Origin of the sequence: Acrocarpospora pleiomorpha (genome assembly GCF_009687885.1) — a bacterium.
Taxonomy (GTDB): Bacteria; Actinomycetota; Actinomycetes; order Streptosporangiales; family Streptosporangiaceae; genus Acrocarpospora; species Acrocarpospora pleiomorpha.
Genome location: NZ_BLAF01000008.1, coordinates 173,532 through 192,020 on the forward strand (window position 1 = coordinate 173,532; position 18,489 = coordinate 192,020).

Annotated in this window: 17 protein-coding genes; 11 read left to right on the forward strand and 6 right to left on the reverse strand. The window is 66.2% G+C overall.

From position 1 onward, the window contains the following. Window positions 1–244 precede the first annotated feature (244 nt). Window positions 245–1,144 (reverse strand): hypothetical protein, encoded by a 900-nt coding sequence (locus tag Aple_RS07960; RefSeq protein WP_155343841.1) that lies wholly within the window; start codon window positions 1,142–1,144, stop codon window positions 245–247. Between the two features lie 396 nt (window positions 1,145–1,540). On the opposite strand from Aple_RS07960, the gene lexA reads away from it, so the two are divergent. After that, window positions 1,541–2,209: a transcriptional repressor LexA gene (gene lexA, locus Aple_RS07965; RefSeq protein ID WP_218038177.1), complete on the forward strand. Its 669-nt coding sequence runs from the start codon at window positions 1,541–1,543 to the stop codon at window positions 2,207–2,209. Window positions 2,210–2,264: 55 nt separating this feature from the next. On the opposite strand, the gene Aple_RS07970 is transcribed toward lexA, so the two are convergent. Next, window positions 2,265–2,849, reverse strand: a complete 585-nt coding sequence (locus tag Aple_RS07970) for a hypothetical protein (protein ID WP_155343843.1) — start codon at window positions 2,847–2,849, stop codon at window positions 2,265–2,267. 314 nt (window positions 2,850–3,163) lie between these two features. Between Aple_RS07970 and Aple_RS07975 the strand changes: the two genes are divergently transcribed. The 4 genes from Aple_RS07975 (at window position 3,164) to Aple_RS07990 (ending at window position 7,198) form a co-directional block, all read left to right on the forward strand. Further along, window positions 3,164–3,367: a cold-shock protein gene (locus Aple_RS07975; RefSeq protein ID WP_155343844.1), complete on the forward strand. Its 204-nt coding sequence runs from the start codon at window positions 3,164–3,166 to the stop codon at window positions 3,365–3,367. Between the two features lie 149 nt (window positions 3,368–3,516). Further along, window positions 3,517–4,026, forward strand: coding sequence for a PadR family transcriptional regulator (locus Aple_RS07980; RefSeq protein WP_155343845.1), 510 nt, complete (start codon window positions 3,517–3,519; stop codon window positions 4,024–4,026). Next, window positions 4,023–4,715 (forward strand): ABC transporter ATP-binding protein, encoded by a 693-nt coding sequence (locus Aple_RS07985; RefSeq protein ID WP_155343846.1) that lies wholly within the window; start codon window positions 4,023–4,025, stop codon window positions 4,713–4,715. The genes Aple_RS07980 and Aple_RS07985 overlap by 4 nt, the downstream gene beginning before the upstream one ends. Further along, window positions 4,712–7,198: an ABC transporter permease gene (locus Aple_RS07990; RefSeq protein WP_155343847.1), complete on the forward strand. Its 2,487-nt coding sequence runs from the start codon at window positions 4,712–4,714 to the stop codon at window positions 7,196–7,198. The genes Aple_RS07985 and Aple_RS07990 overlap by 4 nt, the downstream gene beginning before the upstream one ends. A 27-nt stretch (window positions 7,199–7,225) precedes the next feature. Here Aple_RS07990 and Aple_RS07995 read toward each other — a convergent pair whose 3' ends face one another. After that, the gene (locus tag Aple_RS07995; protein WP_155343848.1) at window positions 7,226–8,371 is read right to left on the reverse strand and encodes a XylR family transcriptional regulator; all 1,146 of its coding nucleotides are present in this window, start codon (window positions 8,369–8,371) and stop codon (window positions 7,226–7,228) included. Between the two features lie 88 nt (window positions 8,372–8,459). On the opposite strand from Aple_RS07995, the gene Aple_RS08000 reads away from it, so the two are divergent. The 6 genes from Aple_RS08000 (at window position 8,460) to Aple_RS08025 (ending at window position 15,530) form a co-directional block, all read left to right on the forward strand. Continuing rightward, window positions 8,460–9,557, forward strand: a complete 1,098-nt coding sequence (locus Aple_RS08000) for a Gfo/Idh/MocA family protein (protein ID WP_155343849.1) — start codon at window positions 8,460–8,462, stop codon at window positions 9,555–9,557. Window positions 9,558–9,590: 33 nt separating this feature from the next. After that, window positions 9,591–10,706 carry a Gfo/Idh/MocA family oxidoreductase gene (locus Aple_RS08005; protein ID WP_155343850.1) on the forward strand — a complete coding sequence of 372 codons (1,116 nt, stop codon included), beginning with the start codon at window positions 9,591–9,593 and terminating at the stop codon, window positions 10,704–10,706. Window positions 10,707–10,789: 83 nt separating this feature from the next. Then, on the forward strand, window positions 10,790–11,683 hold the full coding sequence (locus tag Aple_RS08010; protein ID WP_155343851.1) for a carbohydrate ABC transporter permease: 894 nt from the start codon (window positions 10,790–10,792) through the stop codon (window positions 11,681–11,683). Between the two features lie 7 nt (window positions 11,684–11,690). Next, window positions 11,691–12,530, forward strand: a complete 840-nt coding sequence (locus Aple_RS08015) for a carbohydrate ABC transporter permease (RefSeq protein WP_170321339.1) — start codon at window positions 11,691–11,693, stop codon at window positions 12,528–12,530. Between the two features lie 27 nt (window positions 12,531–12,557). Further along, a complete protein-coding gene (locus Aple_RS08020) occupies window positions 12,558–13,850 on the forward strand; it encodes an ABC transporter substrate-binding protein (RefSeq protein WP_155343853.1) in 1,293 nt (430 codons plus the stop codon). 396 nt (window positions 13,851–14,246) lie between these two features. Continuing rightward, window positions 14,247–15,530: an MFS transporter gene (locus tag Aple_RS08025; RefSeq protein WP_155343854.1), complete on the forward strand. Its 1,284-nt coding sequence runs from the start codon at window positions 14,247–14,249 to the stop codon at window positions 15,528–15,530. On the opposite strand, the gene Aple_RS08030 is transcribed toward Aple_RS08025, so the two are convergent. The 3 genes from Aple_RS08030 to Aple_RS08040 all read right to left on the reverse strand — a co-directional run bounded on the left by Aple_RS08030 (window position 15,523) and on the right by Aple_RS08040 (window position 18,485). Further along, a complete protein-coding gene (locus tag Aple_RS08030) occupies window positions 15,523–16,074 on the reverse strand; it encodes a hypothetical protein (protein ID WP_155343855.1) in 552 nt (183 codons plus the stop codon). The genes Aple_RS08025 and Aple_RS08030 overlap by 8 nt on opposite strands. Further along, complete coding sequence (locus Aple_RS08035; RefSeq protein ID WP_170321340.1) at window positions 16,074–18,044, reverse strand: tetratricopeptide repeat protein; 1,971 nt, start codon at window positions 18,042–18,044, stop codon at window positions 16,074–16,076. The genes Aple_RS08030 and Aple_RS08035 overlap by 1 nt, the downstream gene beginning before the upstream one ends. Before the next feature lie 279 nt (window positions 18,045–18,323). Continuing rightward, window positions 18,324–18,485: an FxSxx-COOH-like cyclophane-containing RiPP peptide gene (locus Aple_RS08040; protein WP_155343857.1), complete on the reverse strand. Its 162-nt coding sequence runs from the start codon at window positions 18,483–18,485 to the stop codon at window positions 18,324–18,326. Between the last annotated feature and the right edge of the window lie 4 nt (window positions 18,486–18,489).

Below are 18,489 nucleotides of genomic sequence, written 5' to 3' on the forward strand. Positions count from 1 at the left end.
TCTTCAGGCCTGGTGACGCTTGCCGGCGCGGGAAATTGAGTCACCCTGGGCATGCGCCGCGGACCAGGAACTTCCACGCCGCAACGCCGGGATGTCCTGGGAATCTTGGATTTGCGAATTTCTGCGCCTTATAGAGAATTACTCTTCCCGTGCCGCGAAAGTCGATTAGCTCCTTCTCGTACAAACGCTGGGCAATGACAGAATCCCTCCACCGGCACGGGTGGAGGGACTCTGGGTCAGGAAATCAGCCCGGCGGGAAATTGCCGTTCTTGGCGACCGGCAGGGCCAATTGGCTGGCGCCGGTGAGGGTGGCCTGCTCGACCGGGAGCCCGGCGAGCACGGGATTGATGTGCCGCAGGGTCAGCGAAACCGTGGGCAGGGCCGGGGTGACGAGGTCGAACTTCTCCAAGTCGATCCACCGGACGATGTTGAACACCTCGGCCGGGATGTTGTCCCCGGCCTTCTGCACCGGGACGCACAGCTGGCGGGCGTAGAGGACCTGCGCGCCGTGCGTGGGGATTATCGGGGTCAGGACGGGGTTGAGCTGGCGCAACGACAACTGCTGGTTCAGCGGGTTGTTGGGGGTGATGGCATAGCACTTGAGGTCGATGTGGCGGATGAGCGACAGCACCTCAGCGGGCGGGACCACGTTGTTCTTGATGACCGGCACGCACAGTTGCTGTGGGGTGTTCATGGAGATCTGCGTGCGCGGCAGGGTCTGGAACAGCGGGTTGAGATGGCTGAGCACGAGCCCCGTGGTCACCGTGGTGCCGGAGATCTTGTAGCAGGCCAGGTCGATGTACCTGATGAAATCGATCGCGGGCGACGGCGCCATCTGGGTGTTCTTGGCGACCGGGACGCACAGCTGCTCACGCTGGCCGAGGGTGACGGTCTCGATCGGCAGGTTGCCGAGCACGGGGTTGATGTGCCGCAGCGTGAGCGTGGTGGCGGGCGGCTGGTACGGGTTGGTCTTGAAGCATTCGAGGTCCAGGAAGGCGGTCAGATCCTTCGGCGTCGGCAGCGCGAGGGCGGAGGCGGGCGGCACGCAGAGGAATGCCACGGCGAGCACCGCGACGGCGGCGGACGTGAGGCGCCGGAGTATCGATTTTCTACGCCCGTGAATTCCGGTTACGGCTCGGTCCATTGTGCCTCCAAAATCTGGGGGTGAGCCTTCTTATCGCCGAGTGTGTGCCGCCGTGGCCGGACTTTCAATGTCGCTTTTCGTACGCAAAATTCGGACCGCCGGACCGGGGAGTTAACATCAGGCATTAAATCGTTGTTAGCTCGATGTTAACTGGAACTCAGCGGATTTACTGAGGCTCTATCAGCCTGATAGCGCAGGTCGTCAGAAGCATGTACGGGACAGGTGGTCCTGATCTCGGTTTCTGAAACTTTCATCAGCTGGATGAAGCGGGGATTTGGGCGCGCTTGAATTTGCGTCGAAGCGTCTGCCACATCGCAGCGATCCCGCATTCAGGGCACCGACACATGTTCCCGATCACGGCCCGGCTGCGCTCTGCGGCAGGTGCTGGGCTCTAGCATGTCGCAGGTGACCGCCTACGACGATGCTGACATGTTCGAATACCTGGACCCCTCGGTCTTGTCGCAGCGCCAGCAGCGGATCCTGGCCACGATCCGGGACTGGGTGGTCAGGTACGGATACCCGCCGAGCACCCGTGAGATCGGCCACGCGGTCGGGCTGCGCTCGCCCTCGTCGGTGTCGAAACACCTCAAAATCCTGGAAGAGCAGGGCTTCCTCCGCCGGGGCACGGCGATGACCAGGCCAATCGACGTCCGGCTGTTCCTGCGCGCCTCCGCGCCGCAACCTGCCGCCGACCTGGTAAGCGTGCCCGTGGTAGGCGACATCGCCGCAGGCACTCCCATCCTGGCCGAGGAGTACGCGGACGACGCGCTGACCCTGCCCCGCGACCTCACCGGCCGGGGCACCGTGTTCGGCCTGCGGGTGCGGGGCGATTCGATGATCGACGCAGCGATCTGCGACGGCGACATCGTCGTGATCCGGCAACAGCCCGAGGCGCACTCGGGTCAGATCGTCGCCGCGATGATCGACGGCGAGGCGACCGTCAAGGTGTACCGCCGACGCGGCGGGCATGTCGTTCTCGAACCGCGCAACCCCGCCTACGACGTCATCGACGGCGACGGCGCCGTGGTGCTGGGCATCGTGGTGTCGGTCCTGCGCAGCGTTTGAGGACCCCGTCCAGAACAACGGGGATCCGGCCTGAGTTATCAGCCGGTCGAAGCGTTCAGGCGATGGATGGTTGCGCCTGCCGCTCTTCGAGCAGCGGCCGGAGCTGGACGAACGCCACCAGATATCCGATTCCGCTGATCGGAAGCAGATCCAGGCTCACGACCGGCAGGAGGCTGCTCGCCAGGATCACGCCCACGCTCCACCAGGGCACTGTGCGGGAGTAGGCGAGCATCGCGAAGAGCACGAACAGCCCGACGTACAGCAACTGCGGACCCACCTGGTAGAAGGCGAGGTCGGCGCCCGGGATGGAACGGAACTCACGGCTGAGTTCGCTCATTTCCGGTCTGTCCGCCGCGAGCAGCCCCTGCACGATGTCGGCCACAAACTGGACGACCGCCGCCACCAGACCGACGAGCGTGACGGCGACGGCGGCCTCCCTGCCCCAACCCGGGGACAGGAGCCGTCGCATGCCCAGAATGACGAAGACCAGCAGCCCCAGGCCGATGAGGTTGGCCAGGTGGGAGGCTTGCCAGTCCAGGCCGGGGCCGTACTCCCCGTCGAGCCGGCCGATGAGTCTGATCAGGCCATAGGCGACCACGCACAGCGGCGCCACCACGGTCGCGAACCTTGCGATTCTCATGGCTCGATGGTGAAAGCGCCGACCCGCCCGAGGCATCGGGGTTCACCCTCACCGTCCCCCGACACCACCCTTAACCACCAAGCCGGGGTCGGCGCTATTCTGCACCGGAGCTACGGACGCCGTGACGCGCCGTGATACTGTCGATTTCAGTTGCGGTTGTGGTTTCCAACGACTTCAGGTGCCCTCACCAGCATTCTGCGCTGGTGGTGGCACTTTTTTGTTGCCGGTGCTTTTTCCGGACGGGGAAATCATCGCGGCGACGTGAGGCTTGCACAGTGCGAGTCTTCCGGGCACGGCCCCGAAGGAGATGCAATATGGCTACTGGCACCGTGAAGTGGTTCAACGCGGAAAAGGGTTTCGGCTTCATCGAGCAGGACGGCGGCGGCGCTGACGTCTTCGCCCACTACTCGAACATCGCCGCCCAGGGCTTTCGCGAGCTCCAGGAAGGCCAGAAGGTGACCTTCGACGTCACGCAAGGCCAGAAGGGGCCGCAGGCGGAGAACATCGTTCCCGCCTAACGCTGAAGCACTACATAGTTGGGGCCCGCGCCTGAAGGTGCGGGCCCCAACGCATGTGGGCACCCACATCCCGGCCGGTACGCCGCGTCCTGTGCGGAGTACGGCGGGCTCCTTGTGGAGTGCATACTGAATATGCATACTTAGTATCCATGTCGATCAGGCACGGGCTGCTCACCCTGCTCAGCAGGGGGCCCCGGCATGGCTACCAATTGCGGGTGGAATTCGAGGCGTCGACGGGGGCGACGTGGCCGCTCAACATCGGCCAGGTCTACACGACGCTGTCCCGCATGGAGCGTGACGGCCTGGTCATGCCGGGCGAGTCGGATGAGCAGGGCCGGGTCGTCTACACGATCACCGCGGCCGGGCGGGCGGAAATGGTGCGATGGTTCAGCACCCCCGTCGTCCAGTCCGACCGGCCGCGGGACGAGCTGGTCATCAAGCTGGCCATGGCCGTCGCCGCCAAGGAGGTGGACATCGCCGAGGTCATCCGCAAGCAGCGCACGGCGACCATGCGCGGCCTCCAAGAGCTGACCAGGGCCAAGCGAGCTGCCACGGAAGGCGCAGCCCAGCGGCTCGTGCTCGATTCCATGATCTTCCGGGCCGAGGCCGAGCAACGGTGGCTGGACCACTGCGAAGCCGTACTCAAGGAGGAAAAATGACGATCGTACGGCTGGCCGAGGTGGCCAGAGTCCATGGCGAAGGGGCGGCAGCCGTACCCGCTCTGCAGGGCGTGAGCCTCGAGGTCGACGCGGGAGAGCTGGTCGCGGTCATGGGCCCGTCCGGGTCCGGCAAGTCGACCCTGCTCAACCTCGCGGGCGGGCTCGACCGGCCCACGTCGGGGACGGTGCACATCGGCGAGCAGGACCTGGCCACCGTGCGCGACCTGGCGGCACTGCGCCGCCGCAGCGTCGGCTACGTCTTCCAGGACCTCAACCTGATCACGTCGCTGACGGCGGCGGAGAACGTGATGCTGCCGCGCGAGCTCGACGGCGTGCGGTCACGCCGCGCCCGCGAGGAGGCCATGGCCGTGCTGGCGGAGATCGACGGGGAACACCTGGCCGACCGCTTCCCCGACGAGCTGTCCGGCGGCCAGCGGCAACAGGTCGCGATCGCCCGCGCTCTGGTGGGCGAGCGGCGCCTGCTGCTGGCCGACGAACCGACCGGCGCGCTCGACACCCGCACCAGCGACGAGATCCTGCGAATATTACGCGCTCGCTGTGACGCGGGCGCGACGGTCCTGCTCGTCACGCACGAGCCGCGCTACGCCGCCTGGGCCGACCGTGTGGTGTTCCTCCGCGACGGGATGATCGTGGATTCCACGAACGCGCCGGTGGTGAGCGCCAGATGAGCGCCGTTCGCGCCGCACTGCGCATCGCCCGCCGGAACGCGTGGCGTTCCCGGGGACGAAGCGCGCTCATCATGGTGATGATCGGCTTGCCCGTCCTGGTGATCACGGCGATGCTCACCCTCACCGAGACCATGAACGTCACCCCGCAGGAGGGACTGGCGGCCGAACTCGGCGCGGCCGACGCCCGCCTCGTGCAGGTACCCGCGGGTACGGTGCTCCACCAGCAGCCGAACGGGACGGGCTGGACCACAGGCGGCGACGCGGCCGCGCCCAGGCTCAGCGCCGCCGAGGTCGTGGAGCTGCTCGGCCCGGGCGCCCGGTTGATCCCCTTCAGCACCGGCGTGCTCCGGCTGGGCAGCGAGCGGGTCGACGCGCGGGAGACCGACCTGCGCGATCCCGTTACCAGGGGAATGCGGACGCTGAGGGAAGGCAGGTTTCCCACCGCCGGCGAGGTCGCGGTGACACCCGCGATCGGCCTGCGGCCCGGCGATCTCCTGCGGCCATCCGGCGCGGCGCCGCTGACGGTGGTGGGCGTGGTCGAGCACCCGCACCGGCCGTCGCTTCGCGAGGTCGTGGGTCCGGATCTCCCGCTGGCGCCGTCGGATGCATCGTGGTCAGTGTTCGAGTACGGCACCGGATGGCTCGCCGACACCGCGAAGCCCGTGTCCTGGACCGACGTGCCCGCGCTGAACAAGGCTGGTCTGTTCGTCACCTCCCGCACCATGATCACGGCCCGGGTTCCCGCCGCGCCCTTCGACGTCCGGTACGCGGTCGGGATCGGCGCCATGGTGATCATGGTGGCGCTGGAGACCGTGCTGCTGGCCGGGCCCGCCTTCGCGGTCGGGCTCCGGAGAAGGCGCCGGGAACTGGCCGAGATCGCGGCGCAGGGCGGCTCGGCCGGGCACCTGCGGACGATCGTGCTGGCCGACGGGCTGGTCCTCGGCGGTGCCGCCGCCCTCGTGGCGACGGTGCTGGGCATCGGGGCCGGAGCGCTGGGCGCCCCGTTCGTGGCGCGCTGGGGCGGGCAGGTCGGCGCGGCGGCGGTGCCGTGGGCGCCGGTTCTGGGCGTTGCCGCGCTGGGCCTGATCGCCGGGGTCGTGGCGGCGCTGGTGCCTGCCGTACAAGCGGCTCGGCAGGACACCGCGACCGTGCTGGCCGGCCGCGCGCCCGCGGTAGCCGATCGGCCGGGATGGCCCCTGGCGGGGGCCGTGCTGGTGCTGGCCGGGCTGGGGGCGACCGTGGTGGCGTGGCGCCAGCCGGGCTCGGCGTGGGTGTGGGCCTCCGCGGTGCTGGTCATGATCGGGCTGGTGGTGTTGACGCCATGGCTGGTCCGCCACACGGGACGGCTGGCCGCGCGGTTGCGGCTCCCGCTGCGGGTGTCCGTCCGCGACGCGGTCCGCAACCAATCCCGGACGGCGAGCGCCGTCGCGGCCGTCATCGCGGTCACCGCCACGGTCGTGGCGGTGGGCATCAGCACCTACAGCGAATACATGGACCGGCGCAACGCCTACACCTCGGCGCGCCCGACCGGCATGCTGGCGATCTGGGGCGGCCCCATGGGCGACGCGGCCTGGAACAAGCTCCGCGCCGAAGCGGCCCGCCAGCTGCCGGGCGTGCCGCTGGCCGCCGGCTATCACGCGAAGGACGCCCAGGGCCACCGCTACGCGTTGCGGTACACGATGCGCTGGAACGGGATACGGACGCGTCGCACGGCGGCCATCGGAGACCAGGCTCTGCTCAGGCTCCTGCAAGGGCGCCACGACCCGCCGGCGGCCGCGGCGCTGGCGAGCGGTAAGGCCGTGGTGTTCGACCCGGCCGCGCTGCGGGACGGCAAGCTGGCGCTGCGGGCGAGCTCCACGTCAGGCCCGCCGCGCAAGCTCGAAGTCCCCGCGGTGCTGGCCACACCCGCCGACCAGCACCAGGGCGGCGCCCTGCTGCCGCGCGCCCTGGTCGAGCAGGCCGGTTTCTCGACGGCGGAGCGCCAGCTCTACGCCATGTACCGGCCGCCGGCCGACTCGACGATATGGCGTGATCTCGCCAAGGTGAGCTCCCGCGTCACGGTCGCCTCCGAGGAGGGGTATCGCAACGTGCCCGACCCCAGCTTGTGGGGCTGGCTCGGCGGCGCCCTTGTCCTCGTCGTCGGCGGCACGCTGGCCGCCACCCGCCTGGCAGCCGCCGACATGCGGCCTGAGCGGGCGACGATGGCGGCCATCGGCGCCCCGCCCGGGACGTTGCGGGTGATCGTGGCCGGCCAGGCCCTCTACATCTCCGGGCTCGGCGCGCTGGTGGGGCTGGCCGCGGGAATGGTGACGGGCGTGGCGCTGAGCCGGCCGACGACGACGCACGGCGCCGGAGATCCTGCCACGACCGCCATACCGTGGCCATTCGTGATCGCGGTGGTGGCAGGGCTGCCCGTGCTGGCGACGGTGGCGGCGCTGATCACCCGGACCAGGCTGCCCCTCACCGGCCGGCCACGCGCATGAGTCACGCGAATGAGTCACGCGAATGAGTCACTTCGCGAGCCGGCGATACTCGGACGGTGTCTTTCCGGTGTGCCGCTTGAAGGCGACGCTGAGATACTCGACGTGCGTGAAACCGAGACGATCCGAGATCTGCTGCAGGGTGAGGTCGGTGCTCGACAGCAACTCGGTGACCCGGGCCATGCGCGCACGGGTGATCTCGGCATGCGTCGTCCTGCCGATGGTGTTCAGGAGGCGCCGGTCCAGCGCCCCCCTCGACAGTCCGACGTGCCAGCGGACCGTGTCGGTGGTGATGTTCTCGTGGGCATGCTGCCGGATGAAGCGTAGCGAGCGTGCGACAAGGACATCCTCGACCGACAAGACGTCCGACGACTGGCGTGTCACGACACGCAAGGGCTTGAGGAGCTGCTGCTCCGACGGCACCACAGCTCCGTTCATCATCTCATCGAGCAGGCGCGCGGCGAGAAAGCCCGCACCCCGCGCGTCCGGCTCGATGCTCGAGAGCGGGGGCGAACTGAGGTTCCCGATCAATTCGTCGTTGTCGACCCCGAGCACCGCGACTTCATCGGGTACGGCCACGCCGGCGATCTTGCAGGCCTCGAGCACCTCCAAGCCCGCGATGTCGTAGCACGCCATCACGCCGACGGGCTTCGGAAGCGAGGCGATCCACTGGGCCAGGCGGCTGCGGTCGATGGAGCACCTTCCGGAGGGGGTCATCGCGTACTCGAACGGGGTTGCCCCACGTTCGAGGACGAGCCGTCGGTACGAGGTGCCGCGGTGCAGTGACCACCCGAAGCGTGGATCGCCGCAGAATGCGAAGTTCCGCAGGCCGCGCTCCGCGAAGTGGTCGATCGCCCAGGAGGCGATCGTCGCGTCATCCGTCTCCACGCCGGGAAGCTCCGGCGCCAGACGGGTGGCGCTGAGGTCCACCGTGGGCAACCCCAGCCGGCGGACGATGCCGACGGACTCGCGGTTCTCTATCCGCGCCAGCACCCCGTCGCCTTCCCACTCCTCGAGCCACGAGTAGTCGTGCTCGCTGCGGCTGTGCTCGGCGAAGTACAGCGACCAGTCGGGCCGGACCGCGACGAATCGCCGCACGCCTTCCAGCAGGCCCCGAGCGTACTGGTTCGACGTCTCGATGATCAGCGCCACCTGTCGTGACGGTGAACTGCGCATGTGAAAAATCTAAACCATCATGCGAATTTTCGCATGGTTGGCCAACGCTCCCGCTCCTAGCCTCGTTCCACAAGGAGGCAGAACGAACATGACTCGAAAGACGCGGATCGCAATCGCGGGGCTTGGTTTCGGCGCGGAGTTCATCCCGATCTACCAGGCGCATCCGGCGGTCGAACTTGTCGCACTCTGTCAGCGCACGAAGTCAAAACTCGAAGAGGTCGCTGATCATTTCGGTGTCGCAGGTCGCTACACAAGCTTTGAAGCCATGGTTGAGGATCCCTCGATCGACGCTATCCACATCAACACGCCGATTCCCGACCATGCGGCTCAGTCAGTGCTCGCGCTCCGGGCGGGAAAGCACGTCGCGTGCACCGTCCCCATGGCGTCGACGCTCAACGACTGCGTGGCGATCGCGCAGGCTGCCGAGGACTCCGGCAAGAACTACATGATGATGGAGACGGTGGTCTACTCGCGTGAATTCCTCTACGTCCAGCACCTGCACGACGAGGGCCTGCTCGGGCGTATCCAGTTCATGCGCGGCTCACATTTCCAGAATATGGCCGGGTGGCCGTCGTACTGGGAGGGTCTCCCGCCCATGCATTACGCCACCCACGCCGTCTCCCCGGTCCTCGCGTTGCTCGGCAAACCCGCCGCGAGCGTGACCTGCGTGGGCTCCGGGCGCATCCCCGATGAGCTGATGGCCCGGTACGGATCTCCGTTCGCCGTGGAGAGCGCGTTCGTCGATGTCGTGGACTCCGACGTGAAGGCAGAGGTGTCCCGGGCGCTGTTCGCCACCTCACACGAATACGTCGAGAGCTTCGACGTATTCGGCAGTAAGGCGTCGTTCCGGTGGGCGGCGACCGAGAAGAGTGCCCACCTGCTGCACGTCGATGACGTCCCCCAGCTGGTGGAGGTTCCCGACTTCGCCGCTAGGCTCCCGGAGGAGATTCGTCCCTTCACGACGAACGGCGTGTACTCGGATGAGAACGAACACCTGTCGTTCATCCAGGGGAGCGGCCATGGTGGCTCGCATCCCCACCTTGCGCACGAATTCGTTACCAGTATCGTCGAGGGGCGGCCGGCGGCGATTGACCACCTAGTCGCCGCGAACTGGACGTCAGTGGGTCTTCTGGCACACGAGTCCGCCAAGCGCGGCGGCGAGAAGATCTACATCCCAGCGATCTGATACTGCGTCTTCACCACGATTGAGAGAAAAACCATGCGTGTAGGAATTCTGGGCTGCGGCTACATCGCACAGTCTCGCCATCTGCCGGCGATCCGCGAGATCGCCGGGCTCGAGCTTGCCGCCCTGTGCGACTTGTCGGCCGGCACCCTGCAGTTGGTGGCGGACTACCACAACGTCGCGACCCGGTACACGTCGTACGCCGACATGCTCGCCGACGACACTCTTGACGCGATCGGCGTGCTCAGTTACGACCACGCCGCCGACATCCTGGCCGCGTTGCGGGCCGGCAAGCATGTGATGACCGAGAAGCCGCTGGCGTTCACGGTCGGCGAAGCCGAGGAGATCAAGGCGGTTCTCGCTGAGAATCCCGATCTGGTCCTGCAGGTGGGATATCAGAAACTGCACGATCCGGCCGTCCTCTGGCTGGCCGACAAGGTGCGCGGCGCTCGCGCGCCACGTGCCGTGGAGATCCACGACTACGGCGCCATCCTTTCGCGCGTCCGGGGCGACTTCGGTCCGATCTTCCGGGTCGATGATCTTCCTGATGTGGGTGGCGCGGCGGTACGTACCACTGTCGCCGCGACGGGGAAGGCGGCTCAGGTGAACCCGGAGGTCGCCAGGCGGGTCGCCGCGACATTGCCGGCGACCCACGCGTCCTTCGTCGAGACCTACATGACCGCTCTCATGCTGGGGTCGCACGACTTCAGCCTGCTCAATTTCTGCTACGGGATGCCCCGGCAGGTGCTGTTCGCCCACACGGCCGGGCCGAAGCACGTCCAGGCGGTGCTGGAGCTCGAGAACGGCGCCCTGTGCAATGTCGACCTGCAGCTGGGGACCAACTACGGCTGGTGGGACGAGCGCTTCTCGGTGTACGGCGACGACGACCAGGTCGATCTTCGCTTCGGCAACCCGTTCCTGGCCTTCTCGGGCACCGAGATCGTCACCCGTTCGACCGTCAACGACAACGACCGCACGGTCGCGAGCTCGTACCGCAGCTTCGAGGACGGCTTCAAGAACGAGTGGATCCACTTCCGTGACGCCGTCGCCGGCGAAGCGGCTGTCCGTTCGACCGCCGATATCGCCACCGACGACATCCGTCTCGTGCGGGACATCGTCATGCGGTTGGCCGCACCCGCAGCAGGCTCGTGACCGTGCCAGCGAAGGTCGCACGCTCCAGCACCTCCCGCGGCCGCGGGAGGCGGCTGAGTACGAAATCTCGGCATGACCGGCGAATGGCCGCTCTCTTCCTGGCGCCGTGGGCCATCGGATTCCTCGTATTCACGCTCGGCCCGCTGATCGCCTCGGGGTACTTGTCGCTCACCGACTACGGATTGCTGAGTGCGCCCGAGTTCGTCGGGTTGTCGAACTACGCAAAGATGCTGACGGACGATCCGCGGTTCGTGAAGTCGATCGGCGTGACGGCTCTCTATGTGTTCGTGAGCGTTCCGGTGACGCTGGTTGCCGCCTTCCTGGTCGCGGCGCTCGTGAATGATCGTCAGCGCTCCTCGGGGGCCAGCGGCAAGGCGAGCCGAAGCCCTTTGTTCGGCTTTTACCGGGCCGCCTTCTACCTGCCCTCGCTCATCGCGGCCAGCGTCGCGGTGGCGATCCTCTGGGTTCGGCTGTTCGCGTACGACGGCATCGTCAACAACCTGCTGGCACCGTTGGGCCTGCCACGGATCGCGTGGATCGGACAGCCAGGGACCGCCATCTGGACGATCATCTTGCTGTCGGTGTGGTCATTCGGCTCGACGATGGTCATCTTTTACGCGGCGCTCAAGCAAGTGCCGGCCGAACGATACGAAGCCGCCAGCATCGACGGTGCCGGGATGCTGGCGAAGCTGTGGCACATCACGCTGCCGGCCATCAGCCCCATCATTCTCTTCAACGCGGTGATCGTCCTGGTCAACGCGCTGCAATCCTTCACACCCGCGTACATCGTGTCCAACGGGACGGGCGGGCCGGCCGACTCGACCCTGGTCTTCGCTCTGTATCTCTACGAGCAGGCGTTCAGGGATCTCCACATGGGCTACGCGTCCGCCATGGCCGTGCTCATGCTGCTCGCCCTCGCCGGAATCACAGCGCTGATCTTCGCCAGCTCCAAATTTTGGGTCCACTATGAAGACTAGCCACTCCATGACGGCAGCCCTGTTCCGCCCGCGTCCGGGCGCGGGCAAGGCCGCGCGCCACCTCCTCATCTGCCTGCTCCTCGCCTTCCTCCTGTACCCGCTGGCGGTCCTGCTGCTCGCGTCGTTCTCCGAAGGCGGCGTCATCGGCTCGCCGGGAGGGCTGATACTCGAGAACTACCGCGCGGGGTGGCAGGGCGACGGCGGTGCGAGTTTCGCCACGTACTTCGTCAACTCGGCCCTGATCTCGCTGGCGTCCATCGTCGGCGTGCTGCTGTCGTGTTCGGTGGCGGCCTATGCCTTCGCGCGCATCGAGTTCCCCGGCCGTCGCATCCTGTTCGCGCTCATGATCGGTACGCTGCTCCTGCCGGCGCAGGTCACCGTCGTGCCGCAGTACATCATGTTCAACACGCTCGGGATGGTCGACACCTATTGGCCGCTCACCCTTACTCACTACTTCGCGGTCGATGCCTTCTACACCTTCCTGATGGTGCAGTTCATCCGCGGCATTTCTCCGTCGCTGGACGAAGCCGCCCGCATCGACGGGTGCGGTCACATCGGGATCTTCTTCCGCGTCATCATGCCGTTGAGCATGCCGGCTCTCGCGACGACGGCCGCCTTCTGTTTCGTCCATAGCTGGAACGACTTCCTGGGCCCGCTGCTCTATCTGAACGACCCGGGCAGTTTCACCGTTCCGCTGGGTCTCCGGCAGTTCATGGACGCCACCGGGAATTCCAATACCGGTGGACTCCTGGCCATGTCGGTCCTGTCCCTGGTGCCGCTCATCGCGTTCTTCGCGGTGGCTCAGCGGCTGATCACCGAGGGCATTTCTACAACCGGGCTGAAGTGAGTCCGAAGCAATACGAGAGGTAAGAACATGAAGGTGAGAGCCGTCCGCATCGCAGCCGCCGTCACGGCCGTGATGCTCAGCACGGGCCTGCTGGCCTCGTGCGGTTCGTCCGATCCCAAGCCGAGCAGCGCCAGCGCGGGCGCCGGCGACATCCGATTCTCCTGGTGGGGGTCGGAACAGCGTAATGCGCGCACCAACGCGGTTATCGATCTGTTCCAGAAGAAGTTCCCCGTCAAGGTCGCAGGCGAGCCCGTCGACTATCTGAAGTACTTCGAACGCCTGAACGTCCAGGCGGCCGGCGGTAACATGCCGTGTGTCACGCAGATGCTGACATTCGGCCTCAACGACTACGCGAGCAAGGACCTCTTCCTCGACCTTAGCAACGCTAAGCCCCTGGACCTCGGCCCTCTCGACAAGGGCGTCGTCGACAGCCTTCGCACGGACGACGGAAAGCTGTACATGGCTCCATACGGAATGGCGCCTTCCGTAATCGCCTACAACAAAGCGATGGCCGAGAAGTACGGTATCGACATTCCCAAGAATAGCATGACCTGGGGAGAGTTCTTCAGCTGGATGCGCCAGGCGCAGAAGAAGCTGCCGAAGGGTGTCTTCGCGATGGACTTCCCCTACAACACGCCGGTCGAGGTCATCACCTACCTCGGCAGCCGGGGGCCGGTCTTCGAAAACGGCAAGGCGGCATTCCGCGCGGAGGACCTCGCCGGGTGGTTCTCCACCTGGCATGCGCTCATGAAGGAGGGTGTCGTCCTCCCCGCCGAGCGCATCACCGATTACACCGGCTCACACGAGGACAGTGCGATGGCCGCGGGAGTCGCGTTCGCCAGCGCCCGCCCAGCCAACGCTCTCGGCGCGATCGGGAACGGGCTCAAGTCGCACGGCCTCGCGCCGGACACGGGATACACGTTGCTGCCGGTCGCCGACAACGGCACCGCCACCGACCTCCTGCCGATCAACGGCCTGTCGATCCCGAAGTCCTGCGACAACGTCGCCTCGGCGCTGGAGTTCATCAACTTCTGGATCAACGACGCGTCCGCGAACGTGGCGTTCGCCGCCGACAACGGCGCTCCGACAGTGGCCGCGAACCGCGCCAAACTGCTGGACTCGCCCGAGACAGGTGAATCAACGAAGGACATGATCAAGATCGCGGGCGAGGTCGTCGACCGCGGCAGCCTCGCCATCGACCTGCCCCCGAGTTTTCAGACGACGTTCTTGGACGCGTATCGCCGACTCGCGATCAGCGTTTTCACGGGCGCCACCTCGGCCGAAGCCGCCGCGGAGGACATCATCAGCCGCATGGGGTAGCGGCGAGCTGTATGACACGAAGGCTCCCGGTTGTGGAGCGATGGCACCGCTTCACAACCGGGCCCTCCCGAATTGTTCGCCCAGTCGTCGGCCACCGGATCAACCCACCTCCCGCCCCGGTTACCAGGTCCATGCCTCACTCCCTCACACCTCCTTCGGCAAAGAGGACGAGTGAGGTTGATTCGATATCAGATGAGGACTTTATCGACCACAGGCGTAAAACTGCCCAGTGTCGATTCGCCTGAGTTATAGCCGTCGAGTAGATTACGATCTCTGCCTTGGGGAACGCCGCCTCGCGTCTTTGCCGGGGCGGTCCATTTGCCACCGTAATGACCACAAAGTGTGCATTTGCGTACGTTGTCCGGTCACCATGCGCCTTGGGGGGCAGCGGTAGAGGTGACCAACAGTACCGAGAGCGGTCGGCCCATTGGCCTTCGCGATTCCGCCTGGGAACGAGACTTCAACCTGCTGTGGACGGGTTCGGCGATCTCACAGATCGGCACGATGAACGCCACCCTGACCGCCCCGCTGCTAGCGCTCCTCCTAACGAACTCGCCTGTCTTCGCGGGCTGGGTCACCGCGGCAGGAACGCTGCCACGGATTCTGCTGCACCTGCCGGTCGGCGTATTGGTCGACCGCTCGGACGGCCACCGCGTCATGATCGTCAGTCTGGTGGTCCGAGCCGCACTGGCCATACTGCTGACCGCGAGCGTAATCCTCTTCGGCGGCCTCCCGTCTCTGCTGCTACTGGCAGTCGCCGCGCAGGGAGTCTGCCTCGTGTTCTACAACACGGCGGAGACGACCATAATCCCCCGCCTGATCCCAAACATTCATTTGCCCCAGGCCATGGCCAAGAACGAGGGCCGCATCCACGCAGCCGGCCTACTGGGCCGTCCACTCGGCGGACTGCTGTTCGACATGTCCCGCTGGCTGCCGTTCGCCGCCGACGCACTGGCCTCCTCCGTGTCGATTTTCGCGCTCCTCAGGATGCGCAAACAGGAGTTCAAACCATCCGCCGAACGGCGGCCGCTACGCCTGGCGACGCTGACCAGAGAACTGCAGGCAGGCCTCGCTTTCCTGAGCGGTGACCGATTCCTACGCCCCGTGCTGATTGTCTGCACACTCGCGAATTTTTTCTTCCAAACCCTGGGGTTGCTGCTGGTGTTGCTGGCGCACCAGCAACGCCTGTCGAGTCTGGCGATCGGCTGCCTCGTCGCCTCCACAGCCCTCGGGGGAGTGCTGGGTTCCCTCACCGCGCCCTATCTTCTGCGCAAAGTGTCACCCCAGCGCGCCGTCGTGATGTGCGTGTGGTCCTGGCTGCTGCTGAGTTTCGCGGTGGCCGTCGTTGACCACAACTCGTCGTTCTACCTCCTGCTGGTATTACCGCTGGCCTGGGGCGGGATCGGCTACACCGGAGCGCACATCAACGTCGTCCTGGCTCTCTATCAGGCGGAATGCGTTCCCAAGGAACTGCTGGGCAGAGTGACCAGCGCCAGTCGTTTCTTCTCTGGAAGCGCTGTTCCGCTCGGTGCGCTGGCAAGCGGCTACATTGTCGCGGGTCTTGGCACTCAGGGTGCTGCCGTCCTGGTGGCGGGAGCGGTGGCGGTGGGGGCGCTCATCCTGGCAATCTCGGCGACACCGGCCAGGGCCACAGAGCAGCGGCCTGAATTCACTACGTGAGTTCAGTCGGAGAAGATTCGCCGGGGACCTGCGGAAAGATGTCGTCGCTCAGTGCCCGCAGGCTTTCCTCGAGGGCCGCTTCCACCTTCTCCGGTACCTCCGTCGGTCCGGCCACCGACCGAGCGTAGCTGAATGCCCCGGTAGCCGCGTTGCTCAGTTCCCTGATCTTTTCCTGGCAGTCCGACGGGCACAGGGGCCACAAACGCTCGATCGCCGCTTTGGCTCCGTGGTAATCGATCCGCGCCTGGCGAAGCTGTCCGGGCAGATCCTCTCCGTCCAGCCTGGCATTGCTACTGGCGCGCATGTCGAGCGAGACGCTGACCGCGAGGCCGAGCTTCAACACGGCCGACTGGGCATCCGCGAACGCCTGTCGCAGTTCGGCGGCACGCACGTCCTGCCTGTCGGCGTCCCGCTGGGCCGCTGCCGCCAGACGTGCGTGCTTTGCTTTCGACCTTTCCGTCACCACCGACCAGCCCGCGCCGGACAACGCGGCCAGCACGGCGCTGCCGCCGGTTATCAGCGCCACGAGAGCCGTTTCCGGCATCAGGGGTCCTCCAGCAGATGCACGGCTGCTCGGCGCTGATGGATGGGTAACGGAGGATGGAGCGCCAGGATGGCACGTTCAGCGAGCCGGGCCGCCTCGTCGCCGTCCCCGGCGAGTTTGCGGACCCGGGCGGCGCGCAGCAGCACCGGGCCGCTGTCCTCACCCTCGGTCAGCACATCGTCGAGTTCCCTTACGGCCACGTCGGTGAGTGCCAAAGTGGCCAGCGCGAGGGCGTGAGCCGCACGCGTGGACGATCCAATGCGATGGCTCCGCAACTGCCTGATGTCCCGCAGCGCCAACTCCGCGTTGCCGAGATCGGCCAGGATCTCGCCGCGGGTGCGTCGTGCTTCGGGCGTGTCACCCTGCCTGTCCAGGACGCCGTTCAGTACGGCAAGAGCCGCCTGCGACTCCCCGGCCTGCCATAACGCCTGACCGAGAACGGTCTGCACGATCAGATCATGGGGAGCGCGATTGACGGCGGCCCGCAGATCCTCGATCGCCGAACTCTCCCGCCCTTGCTTGAGCGCGATCCGGCCAACCGCGACGAGCAACCAACCGACCGCCGTACTGTCGCCTATCGCTTCGAAGATTCTCGCCGCGGCACGGTAATACGCGATCGCCTGGTTCAGCAGATCCTGCTCGTAGGCGATGTTGCCGAACAGGGACTCGATCTCGGCTCGCGTGCGTGTCGCCTGCGGCGGGCAGGCACTGGCGGCGCCGATCGCCAGTCTCCGGGCCCGGTCCGGTTCACCGTCGGAGAGAGCTTGTACGGCGGCATGCAGCCGGTCGGCCGGATCAGGCGGAACCGCCGGCCACGGGGCGGTGCTGGCCCACAGCAGCGGACCCAGCAATTGCGGCTGGCGAGGTTCGTGGACACGGAGGCCCTCTTGCTGCGGCGTGCGGAACAGATGCCGGTCTTCCAGCGAGTGCACAACGGCGGCGGTTACCCCCGCCGACGACGATGGGCCCATCCCGTCGATGGTGAGGATCGCCTGCCGCAGCCAGCCATTGAAACTGTCCGGGGACAGCTCATGGTCCGCCGCGATCTCTGCCAACGTGCGCGTGCAGAAATCGCGGAGCGCCTGATCAACGGCGACCTCCGGTCGGGTGTCCGCGAGGTGTCCCTGGGCGGCCGGATCTCCCCAGAGCCGAATTCCAGCCACCTGTAAAAGCTGGGGATCTATCGTGAAGGTCCGCTCCCGTTCCTTCCCGGCGCCATCTCTGACCTTGCTCAGCTCGTCCAGCATTTCGTTGACCCGGTCCGGGACCATGCCGCCGCTGGTGGCCTCGACTGACTTACGCACGATGTTCGCGGCGTCGTCCAGCTTGAAAGGTTGCAGCGCGAATTCCGCGTAGGGCAGTCCACCGAAGCCTTTGACGATCCGCAGCAGCTGATCCAGATAGTCCGTACGCACCGACAACAGCAGCCGTAGATTGGACCGTTGCATCAGGGCTTCGAACAATTCGTCGAGGAAGCGGCATCGGTGGTATTCGTGGCCCGCGGACTCACGGAGGAACGTCTCAGCTTGATCGACGGCCGCCAGGGTCGGAGCGGGCTGACCGTACTTGTCGATTCCGAGTTCTTTGCGAAGGAAGTCGTCCACGGATAGACCTGCCACCCGGACGGGTGATTGATCGATCGTCCACGACGACAGTAACGCGAAGACATAGGGGTTGTGATCGGACAGCGCGGCTGTCGGCCAGACGGGGGGCAAAGTGGCCTGGCCGATTGGGAGCACGCGGGTATTCCACGACCTCAGTTCTGGGACGACGCCGGCGCGCAGCAACGATGTCTTTCCGGTGCCGGCATCGGAGTGCAGGATCGTCAGGCGGTTTCCCTGCCACATCCTCGTGAGCTCGCTGATCTCGCCGGTTCGTCCGAAGAACAGCATGCCGTCGCGGGCGTCGAAGGGCCGCGGCCCGATAAAGGGTCCGCGTCGCGGGCGGGAAGCTGCGGAGATCGCTGTCATGGGCCAGTCCTCGCTCATCGAGAGACGACGTTTCCCGTCTTGGTCGAGAGGTGAGATTCCGATCATCTACCTTGAGATCCGCGTAACTCTGGGCATCTGTGATTGTGCCATCCCGGCTTAAGGCGAGATAGCCCTTCGTCGCCACGGCGCGCCTCTCAAAGAAACAGCAATGATCAGTACCCCTCGTCTTGTCGGGACCTGTTTAGGACTGCCGGAATGAGGTCGTTGGTCTTCGCCGCTCCCCGACTCGGTATTCAGCCGCGCGAACCGCTGATCCAATCAGCCGTTATCGAAGCGCGCGAACACCTCTTCGTCAGCCTGACCAGGCTCGAGCAGTTCGCGCAACGCCTGGGCCAAGACAGTGTCGCCGAGTCCTTCCAGGTGACGGTGTGAGAGCGTGGACAAGTCCACGAGATCGCTCTCTGGAGTGACAATGTGCATGGGC